This window comes from Corynebacterium sp. AOP40-4SA-5 (genome assembly GCF_052377355.1).
Taxonomy (GTDB): domain Bacteria; phylum Actinomycetota; class Actinomycetes; order Mycobacteriales; family Mycobacteriaceae; genus Corynebacterium.
This window is the reverse complement of sequence record NZ_JBQSWS010000003.1, coordinates 189,776-198,897: the sequence shown is the minus strand read 5'-3', so window position 1 is coordinate 198,897 and position 9,122 is coordinate 189,776. Positions and strand designations below refer to the sequence as shown.

General features: G+C 68.3%; 8 protein-coding genes and 1 pseudogene. All 9 read right to left on the bottom strand.

Features of this window, described 5'->3' with window-relative positions; translation table 11 throughout:
- Window positions 1-243: 243 nt before the first annotated feature.
- The 9 genes and pseudogenes from tyrS to argB all read right to left on the bottom strand — a co-directional run bounded on the left by tyrS (window position 244) and on the right by argB (window position 9,119).
- Entirely contained in the window at window positions 244-1,509 is a 1,266-nt protein-coding gene (tyrS, locus tag ACT3S3_RS03150) for a tyrosine--tRNA ligase (protein ID WP_301441922.1), read from the bottom strand.
- A 34-nt stretch (window positions 1,510-1,543) separates the two neighbouring features.
- On the bottom strand, window positions 1,544-1,717 hold the full coding sequence (locus tag ACT3S3_RS03145) for a Trm112 family protein (RefSeq protein ID WP_301441923.1): 174 nt from the start codon (window positions 1,715-1,717) through the stop codon (window positions 1,544-1,546).
- A gap of 4 nt (window positions 1,718-1,721) precedes the next feature.
- Window positions 1,722-2,594, bottom strand: a complete 873-nt coding sequence (gene erm / locus ACT3S3_RS03140; protein WP_301441924.1) for a 23S ribosomal RNA methyltransferase Erm — start codon at window positions 2,592-2,594, stop codon at window positions 1,722-1,724.
- Window positions 2,595-2,852: 258 nt separating this feature from the next.
- On the bottom strand, window positions 2,853-4,283 hold the full coding sequence (argH, locus tag ACT3S3_RS03135) for an argininosuccinate lyase (protein WP_301441940.1): 1,431 nt from the start codon (window positions 4,281-4,283) through the stop codon (window positions 2,853-2,855).
- A gap of 33 nt (window positions 4,284-4,316) precedes the next feature.
- A complete protein-coding gene (locus ACT3S3_RS03130) occupies window positions 4,317-5,516 on the bottom strand; it encodes an argininosuccinate synthase (RefSeq protein WP_301441925.1) in 1,200 nt (399 codons plus the stop codon).
- Between the two features lie 115 nt (window positions 5,517-5,631).
- Window positions 5,632-6,120: pseudogene (locus tag ACT3S3_RS03125) on the bottom strand (arginine repressor); the annotation flags it as partial.
- The gene (argF, locus tag ACT3S3_RS03120; protein ID WP_301441927.1) at window positions 6,105-7,004 is read right to left on the bottom strand and encodes an ornithine carbamoyltransferase; all 900 of its coding nucleotides are present in this window, start codon (window positions 7,002-7,004) and stop codon (window positions 6,105-6,107) included. The gene argF and the pseudogene ACT3S3_RS03125, both read right to left, overlap by 16 nt.
- On the bottom strand, window positions 7,001-8,191 hold the full coding sequence (locus ACT3S3_RS03115) for an acetylornithine transaminase (RefSeq protein WP_301441928.1): 1,191 nt from the start codon (window positions 8,189-8,191) through the stop codon (window positions 7,001-7,003). The genes argF and ACT3S3_RS03115 overlap by 4 nt, the downstream gene beginning before the upstream one ends.
- Complete coding sequence (argB, locus tag ACT3S3_RS03110; protein WP_301441929.1) at window positions 8,184-9,119, bottom strand: acetylglutamate kinase; 936 nt, start codon at window positions 9,117-9,119, stop codon at window positions 8,184-8,186. Before argB ends, ACT3S3_RS03115 begins: the two co-directional genes overlap by 8 nt.
- Between the last annotated feature and the right edge of the window lie 3 nt (window positions 9,120-9,122).

The following is a 9,122-nucleotide window of genomic DNA, read 5'->3' as shown; positions in this document are numbered from 1 at the left end:
AACTAACCCACCAAGAAGAATCAAGGGGACGCCGTTGCGGCTGAGATTCAAGGTACACCATCACGTTGCGAGTACGCAACCCGGCGGTTAACAGCCGATGAAGTGTGCACCTCGTGCCAGCACCACCCGGACTGTGTCCCGGTGTCTCGCTGACTCGCATTAATCTACACACATGCCGATGGCCCCACAACTTCGCTGGTCAGCGGGTTGCGGGGCCATTTCTCCTTCCGTGGAAGGGATGTTCTAGCCGACGTGCACGCCGGCGAAGCGCTTCTTGCCCTTCCTCAGCACGAGCCAGTCACCGGCCAGGAGGTCCTCCGAACCCGGTGCCCACTCCGGGTCGGAGACGCGCACGTTGTTCACGTAGGCACCACCTTCACCGATCGTCCGGCGAGCAGCACCCTTCGACTTCTCCAGTCCGGTGGCGACCAACAGGCCCACGACCCCGGTCCCCGGTGCGACCTCGGCGACCTCGGTCTCCGACAGTGCACCTCCCAGGGTCTGCTCGTCGAGCTCGGCGAGTTCTGCCTTACCGAAGAGTGCCTCCGCAGCCTTCTCGACCTTCGCCACCGCCTCGTCACCGTGGACCAGGGACGTCATCTCACGGGCGAGCACCCGCTGGGCCTCCCGCTTGAACGGTCGCTCAGCCACCTCCTGCGCCAACCGGTCCAGCTCGACCTGGTCGAGGAAGGTGAACCAACGCAGGTAACGGATCACGTCGGCGTCCGCCGCGTTCAGGAAGTACTGGTACCAGCTGTACGGGCTGGTCATCTCCGGGTCGAGCCAGAGCTTGCCGCCACCGGTGGACTTACCGAACTTGCGTCCCTCCGAGTCCGTGACCAGTGGGACGGTGAGGCCGTGGACGGTCTCCCCGTCCAGCCGACGGTTCAGGTCGACACCCGAGACGATGTTGCCCCACTGATCGGATCCACCGATCTGCAGCCGGCAGTCGTGCGCGCGACGCAGCTCCACGAAGTCGTTGGCCTGCAGCAGCATGTAGGAGAACTCGGTGTAGCTCATCCCGTCCGACTCAAGGCGACGCTTCACCGTGTCCCTGGCGAGCATCGTGTTCAGGCCGAAGTTCTTCCCCAGGTCACGCAGGAAGTCGATGGCCGTCATCTTCTCGGTCCACTCGATGTTGTTCGCCGGGATCGCGGCGTTGTCCCCCTCGAAGGAGACGAACCGTGCGAGCTGCTTCTTGATCCGCTCGACGTTCGCTGCGACCTCGTCGACCGAGAGCATGGTGCGCTCCCCGACGTCGCGCGGGTCTCCGATCATGCCGGTGGCACCGCCGGCCATGACGATCGGCGTGTGCCCGGCACGCTGCAGACGCGCCAGCATCAGCAGCGGCACCAGGTGCCCGGCGTGCAGCGACGGGCCCGTCGGGTCGAAGCCGACGTAGGCGGTGGTCGGGGTGTCGAGCTCCTCGTGGAGGGCGTCGAGGTCGGTGGACTGTGCGACGAGGCCCCGCCACTGCAGTTCGTCGAGGATGTTGGTGTTGTCGGTCATTCCTGTGGTTCCTTCTGTACTTCCCGTGATGGAGTTAGATACCGGTCAGCGGCCAGCTGACGGCTTCGTCGGCGAGCAGGACGGGGATGCCGTCCTGCACCGGATAGGCCACGCTCAGCCGTGGGTTGACCAGATAGTCACCGTGGACCTCCAGGGACTGCTTGTCCTGGGGGCACACGAGGATCTCGAGAAGTCGGGAATCGATCATGCGCTCAGTCTATCCGCATTCGCGGCCCCCGTCCGCACAGGGTGGTGAACAGGCTGACCCACTGCGTGGCGTCCAGCTCCTTGGGCAGTGCAGCGTCCGGCACACCCGCTTCACGCAGTGCGTCCTGCACGTCCCGCACGCCACGGCCGCGGATGCCGCCGGGCCCGCGTCGCCGCGACGCGTGGACCAGGATCTGCCTGATCCCGTGGCCCTTCCCGGTGAAGACCCCATGAACGAAGGCACGGTAGCGTGCACGGTCCCGGACGTCGAGGAGAGGCTCGCGCCGTCGACTCATCACCAGCACTCCCCCGTCCACCGTCGGACGCGGACGGAAGTGCCCGGCGGGCACCCGTCCGTGGAGGTCGAAGGTGATCCACGGCCACCACTGCGCCGTCATCATCGTCGCGCCACCGACACCGGCGCGTCGCCGTGCGACCTCCCACTGGGTGATCACCACCGCATCGGTCCACCCCGGAGCATGCAGGACCCGTCGCAGCATCGCCGTGGTCAGGTGGAACGGCAGGTTGCCCACGATGCGGTACGGCGAGTCGGGCAGGAGGAACTCGAGGAAGTCCTGCTCGACGATGTGGACGGCCGGGTCCAGTCTCTGCTCCAGCCACCGGACGTTGTCCGGGTCGATCTCGACGACGGTCAGCGACCCGCCGCCTCCGCCGCGCAGGACCCGGTCCTGGAGCGGGAACGTCAGCGCACCGTGACCGGGACCGATCTCGACGGTGTCGCCTCTGTCATCTCTGTCAACTCTGTCATCGCCGTCATCTCGGTGGACGAGTCCGACGACCTTCCTGATCGTCGCGTCGTTGACGAGGTAGTTCTGGCCGTTCTCGTGACGACCGTTGTTGGGCCTGTAGGTAGGCAAGGAAATGCACACTCCGCGGAAAAGCTGTCCCGACGGGTCCTGGTGTGGACCTGCGTCCGGGACGTGTTCCGGGCACGCCGAAAGCGCCGCCCGGCTGGACTGGCTGAGCGGCGGGTGCGCCTGTTGGCGTTGTCTACTTCCCCCGGGTGACGCGCGACGACGCGCGTTACCGTGTGCACCCACCGACGACTCCGGCGGACCGGAGCCGTGCGGCGGTGTAGTTGACGGCGTACATGGTGTTCATGACACCGGACGCTATCAGCGCAGCGGTGTCCCCGTCCACACCCGCGCGTCGGCGACCGCGTCCTCGACGCGTCCGAGCTGCTCTGCGACCCGCACGCCGGCGGTGCCGCCGCGGGTCGAGCGCGATGCCACCGCACCGTCGACGGTGAGGACCTCGCGGACCTCCGGGGTGAGCCCCGGGTGCACGCCGGACAGCTCGTCGTCGGTGAGGTCGACCAGGTCCACTCCCCTGCTCTCGGCGATGCGCACGCACTGACCGGACGCCTCGTGGGCGTCGCGGAAGGGAACACCCTGGCGGACCATCCACTCGGCGAGGTCGGTGGCCAGGGTGAACCCGGCGGGAGCGAGCTCGCGCAGACGCTGCGGGTGGAAGGTCAGCGTGCCGACCAGCCCGGCCATCGCCGGCAGCAGCAGCCGCAGCTGCGCCACCGAGTCGACGATGGGCTCCTTGTCCTCCTGCAGGTCACGGTTGTAGGCCAACGGCAGTGCCTTGAGCGTGGCCAGCAGGCCGGTGTGGTTGCCGATGAGCCGGCCGGTCTTGCCACGCATCAGCTCGGCGACGTCCGGGTTCTTCTTCTGCGGCATGATCGACGAACCGGTCGACCACTCGTCCGCGAGGGTCACGTAGCCGAATTCGGGGGTCGACCAGGCGATGATCTCCTCGGCCAGACGCGACAGGTCCACGGCGACCTGCGCCAGCACGAAGGAGGTCTCCGAGGCGAAGTCGCGCGAACTCGTCGCGTCGATCGAGTTGTCGCCGGCGGAGTCGAAACCGAGGTCCGCGGCAATCGCCTCCGGGTCCAGCGCCAGCGAGGAACCCGCCAGCGCGCCGGAGCCGTACGGGGACACGGCCAGACGCCTGTCCAGGTCACGGAACCGGGCGACATCGCGCAGCAACGGCTGCGCGTGCGCCAGCAGCTGGTGTCCCAGCAGCACCGGCTGTGCCGCCTGGAAGTGCGTCTTGCCCGGCATCACCACGTCCGGGTTCTCCTGGGACTGCGCGACCAGGGCGTCGACCACGTCGAGCACCCCGTCGGTGGTCTCACGCACCGCGTCGCGCACCCACATGCGGAACAACGTGGCGACCTGGTCGTTACGGGAACGACCCGCACGCAACCGACCGCCGACCTCCGGGCCGACCCGGTCGATCAGCCCGCGCTCCATCGCGCCGTGGACGTCCTCGTCGCCGGCGTCCGGACCGAAGGCGCCGGACGCGACGTCCTCACCCAGGCGGGTGAGCCCGTCGAGCATCGTGGCCAGGTCCTCGTCGGAGAGCAGCCCGGCCCGGTGCAGCACCTTGGCGTGCGCCGTGGAGGCCAGCACGTCGTAGGGGGCCAGCACCCAGTCGAAGTGCGTCGACTTGCTCAACGCGGCCATCGCCTCGGTGGGTCCGCCGGCGAACCGGCCGCCCCACAGTGCGCCCTCGTTGGTGCCGTGCTTCTCGATCGGCTTCTCGGTCGGCTTGTCGGTCATATGTCCTTACTTCCCGCCGCGGTCGCGCTTGTTGGCGATCTTGGAGGACAGGCCGTGCAGCTCCACGAAGCCCTTCGACATGGTCTGGTCGAAGGTGTCGCCGGTGTCGTAGGTCGCCAGGTTGAAGTCGTAGAGCGAGGAGTCGGAGCGACGCCCGTTGACCACGATCGAACCGTTGTGCAGGACCAGGCGGATGTCGCCGGTCACGTGCTCCTGGGTGGACTCGACGAAGGCGTCCAGGGAACGCTTCAGCGGGGAGAACCAGAGTCCGTCGTAGACCTGGTTGGACCACTCGGCGTCGATGCCGCGCTTGTAGCGGGCCAGCTCGCGCTCGATGGTCACGTCCTCCAGCGCCTCGTGGGCACGGATCAGGGTCAGGGCACCCGGGGCCTCGTAGACCTCGCGGGACTTGATGCCGATCAGGCGGTCCTCGACCATGTCGAGACGGCCCACGCCCTGCGCACCGGCACGACGGTTGAGCTCCTCGATCGCCTGCAGCACGGTGACCTCACGGCCGTCGATCGCCACGGGCTTGCCGGACTTGAAGGAGATGATGACCTCGTCGGGGGCCTGTCCCAGGGACGGCTCCTCGGTGTAGGCGTAGAGGTCCTTCGTCGGCGGGTTCCACAGGTCCTCCAGGAACCCGGTCTCCACGGCACGGCCCCACACGTTCTGGTCGATGGAGAACGGCGAGGACGCCGACTGCTCGATCGGGACGTTGTTCTCCTCGGCGAAGGCGATCGCCTTGTCGCGGGTCCAGGCGAAGTCGCGGGCCGGGGCGATGATCTTCAGGGACGGGTCGGTGTCCATGAAACCGACCTCGAAGCGGACCTGGTCGTTGCCCTTGCCGGTGCAACCGTGGGCCACGTGGGTGCCGCCGTGCTGCTGCGCCGCCTCGACGAGGTGCTTGACGATCAGCGGGCGGGAGATCGCCGAGACCATCGGGTACTGCTTCATGTACATCGCGTTCGCCTTGATGGTCGGGAGGCAGTACTCCTCGGCGAACTCGTCACGGGCGTCGACGACGATGGACTCGACCGCACCGGCGCCGATGGCGCGCTGGCGGACGGACTCCATGTCCTCGCCGCCCTGGCCGAGGTCGATGGAGACGGCGACGACGTCGCCGCCGGTCATCTGCTTGAGGTAGGGGATGGCGACGGTGGTGTCGAGGCCACCGGAGTAAGCGAGTACGACGCGGTCAGTCATGTTGTTCGTCGGTCCTTTCGGATGAGGGTTGCGTTGGGTCAAGTCTATCTGGTGCGTGGTCGTCCACGGCCGGTGGGGACAGAACCGCCGGGGCCGGCGACACCGAGATCTCGTGGAGGTGCTCTGCCAGGGCACGCCCGTCGACGGGGTCCCTCGCCAGCACGAAGACGGTGTCGTCACCGGCGATGGTGGCCACCACCTCCGGCAGCTCCGAGCGGTCGATCACGCTGGCGAGGTACTGCGCCGCGCCCGGCGGGGTGCGCAGCACCGCGGTGTTGCCGGAGTGGTCGGTGCCCACCAGGAGTTCCACGAGGATGCGGCGCAGGCGTGCCGGGCCGTCGGCGGGGATCTCCCCGTCCGGCGAGCCGAGGCTGTAGACCGACTGCCCCTCGGAGCGCACCTTGCGCGCCCCGAGGTCCACCAGGTCGCGGGACAGCGTGGCCTGGGTGATGTCGACCCCTTCGTCGGCGAGCAGGTCCAGCAGCTGGCGTTGGCTCGTCACACGACGGCCCTCGACCAGGCGCGAGATCAGTCCCTGCCGGGCCGAGCGGGTCAGCGGCCCCGTGTTGTTCGGTCCGTTCGGGTTGTTCAGCGCAGCAGCCATTCCAGCAGCGCCTTCTGTGCGTGGAGCCGGTTCTCCGCCTCATCGAAGACGATCGACTGCGGACCGTCGATCACCTCGGCGGCCACCTCGTAGCCGCGGTAGGCGGGCAGGCAGTGCATGAACACCGCGTCCTTGTCGGCGGTCGCCATCATCTCGGCGGTGACCTGGAAGGGCGCCAGCGCCTCGGTGTCGCGGTCGGCGTCCATGCCCATGGACACCCAGGTGTCCGTGATGACCACGTCCGCACCGGTCACGTCCGGTCGGTCGGTCACCGTCAGCGTGGCACCGGTCTCGTCGGCACGGGCCTGCGCGCGGTCGACGAAACGCTGTTCGGGCTGGAAGCCCTGCGGAGCGGCGATGGTGATGTCCACCCCGGCGGTGGCGAAACCGAGCATGTAGGAGTTGGCCATGTTGTTGGCCCCGTCGCCGAGGTAGACGGCCTTGAGCCCCTTGAGCTCCCCCTTGTGCTGACGGATGGTCAGCAGGTCGGCGAGGATCTGGCAGGGATGGAAGTCGTCGCACAGCGCGTTGATGATCGGCACGGTGGCGGTCTCCGCCATGTCGTGCAGGTTCTGGTGCGCGCCGGTACGCCACACCACGGCGTCCACGAAGCGGGAGAGCACCGCGCCGGTGTCCTGGTAGGACTCCTTCTTGCCCATCTGGGACTTGCCGGAGTCCACCACGACGGGGTGTCCGCCGAGCTGGTTGATGCCCACGTCGAAGGAGAAACGGGTGCGGGTCGAGGTCTTGTCGAACAGCACGGCCACGGACTTGTTACGCAGGCTCGTGCGGTAGGGGTCCTGGACCATCTCCATACCCAGGTCGAGGATCTCGGCCTGTTCGGCGACGGTCACCGCGTCGTCGGCGAGGAAGTGACGGGTCATGACAGCAGCTCCTTGATGGTGGTGAGGGATTCACGGAGGTCGGTCTCCGTGACGGTCAACGGGGGGACGAGACGCAGGACGTCCGGCGCCGGCTGGTTGACCAGCAGTCCGGCGGCCAGTGCCTGACCGACGAGCCCGGGGTGGGCCTCGGTGAGCACCACGCCGAGCATCAGGCCGCGTCCGCGGATGTGCGAGACGGTGTCCAGCGGCTCCAGTTCGGCGCGGACCAGCTTCTCCATCTCGACGACGTGCTCGAGAAGGTTCTCGGAACGGATCGTGTCGACCACGGCGTTGCCGGCGGCGCAGGCCACGGGGTTGCCGCCGAAGGTCGAACCGTGCTGGCCCTTGGCCAGCAGCTGGGCGGCGGGGGTCGCGGCGACGCAGGCGCCGATGGGCAGGCCGCCGCCGAGCCCCTTGGCCAGGGTGACGACGTCCGGCAGGACGTCCTCGACCTGGTAGCCGAACCACTGTCCGGTGCGTCCCATCCCGGCCTGGACCTCGTCCACGACCATGAGGATCCCGTACTCGTCGCACAGGGCGCGGACGTCACGCAGGAAACCCTCGGGTGCAGGCACCACGCCGGTCTCCCCCTGGATCGACTCCAGGAAGATCGCCGCGGTGTCAGACACCAGGCCGTCCTGCTCGACGAGGGAACGCAGCGCGTCGATGTCCCCGTAGGGGTAGAACTCCACGCCGCCGGGCAGCGGTTCGAAGGGTGCCCGCTTGTCCGGCTGGCCGGTGAGCGCGAGTGCACCCATGGTACGGCCGTGGAACCCGTGTTCGGCGGCCAGCACGCGGCCACGTCCGGTGAGCCGGGCGATCTTGAACGCCGCCTCGTTGGCCTCGGCGCCGGAGTTGGAGAAGAACACCTGGGCGTCCGGGGCGATGAGGCCCTGAAGGGCGGTGGCCAGCGCGATGGCCTGCGGGTGTGCGTGGATGTTCGAGGTATGCCCCAGCGTGGCGATCTGGTCGCTCACGGCCTGCACGATCGCCGGGTGGGCGTGGCCCAGGGCGTTGACCGCGATGCCGGCGAGCAGGTCGATGTACTCCCGGCCGTCGGCGTCGGTGACCCGCGCGCCGGAGCCGGAGACCAGTTCGATCTCCGGGGTGCCGTAGGTGGGCATCACCGCGGACTCCCAGGCTGACTTCCAGCCGGACTTCCAGTTCTTCGTGTCGTTCTCAGGCATGGGGCGACTCCCAGTCGTCACGGGCGATCATCGTGCCGATGCCGCCCTCGGTCATGAGCTCGAGGATCACGGAGTGGCGCTCACGTCCGTCGATCACGTGTGCCGCGGAGACCCCGGTGCGCACGGCGGACAGGCAGGCCTCCATCTTCGGGATCATGCCGGAGTCCAGGTCCGGCAGGATCTTCTCGAGCTGGTCCGGGGCGATCCTGGACACCAGGGAACTCTTGTCCGGCCAGTCGGTGTACAGGCCCTCCACGTTGGTGAGCACCACGAGGCGCTCCGCGCCGACGGCGGCGGCCAGCGCGCCGGCCGCGGTGTCGGCGTTGATGTTGTGGACCAGCCCGTCCTCGTCGGGGGCGAAGGGGGCGACGACGGGGATGCGTCCGGCGTCGATGAGGTCCATCAGCACCTCGGCGTTGACGTGGGAGATGTCGCCGACCCGGCCCAGGTCGACCTCGACCCCGTCCACCGTGGCGGTGCGCTTGACGGCGGTGAACAGGCCGGCGTCCTCCCCCGAGGTGCCCACGGCGAAGGGGCCGTGCTGGTTGATGAGGTTCACCAGTTCGCGTCCGACCTTGCCGAAGAGCACCATGCGCACGTACTCCATGGTCTCCGGGGTCGTCACCCGGAACCCGCCGACGAACTCGCCGGGCAGGTCGACCTTCTCCAGCATCTCGGTGATCTGGGGGCCGCCGCCGTGGACCACGATCGGGTGGGCGCCGACCGAGCGCAGGAAGGCCATGTCGGCGGCGAAGGCCTGTTTGAGTTCCTCGTCGATCATGGCGTTGCCGCCGTACTTCACCACCACGATCTTGTCGCGGTAGTGCAGCAGCCAGGGCAGTGCCTCGGCGAGCACGTTCGCCCGGGTCGCCGGGTCGAGGTCGGTGGCGCCGCGGTAGACGACCTTCTCGGGGTCAGGTTCGGTCATGGT

Excerpts from the sequence above, each read along its gene's own strand:
- argB (WP_301441929.1), bottom strand. The coding sequence starts at position 9,119 with ATGACCGAACCTGACCCCGAGAAGGTCGTCTACCGCGGCGCCACCGAC.
- ACT3S3_RS03130 (WP_301441925.1), bottom strand. The coding sequence starts at position 5,516 with ATGACTGACCGCGTCGTACTCGCTTACTCCGGTGGCCTCGACACCACC.
- argF (WP_301441927.1), bottom strand. The coding sequence starts at position 7,004 with ATGACCCGTCACTTCCTCGCCGACGACGCGGTGACCGTCGCCGAACAG.
- ACT3S3_RS03115 (WP_301441928.1), bottom strand. The coding sequence starts at position 8,191 with ATGCCTGAGAACGACACGAAGAACTGGAAGTCCGGCTGGAAGTCAGCC.
- ACT3S3_RS03145 (WP_301441923.1), bottom strand. The coding sequence starts at position 1,717 with ATGATCGATTCCCGACTTCTCGAGATCCTCGTGTGCCCCCAGGACAAG.
- tyrS (WP_301441922.1), bottom strand. The coding sequence starts at position 1,509 with ATGACCGACAACACCAACATCCTCGACGAACTGCAGTGGCGGGGCCTC.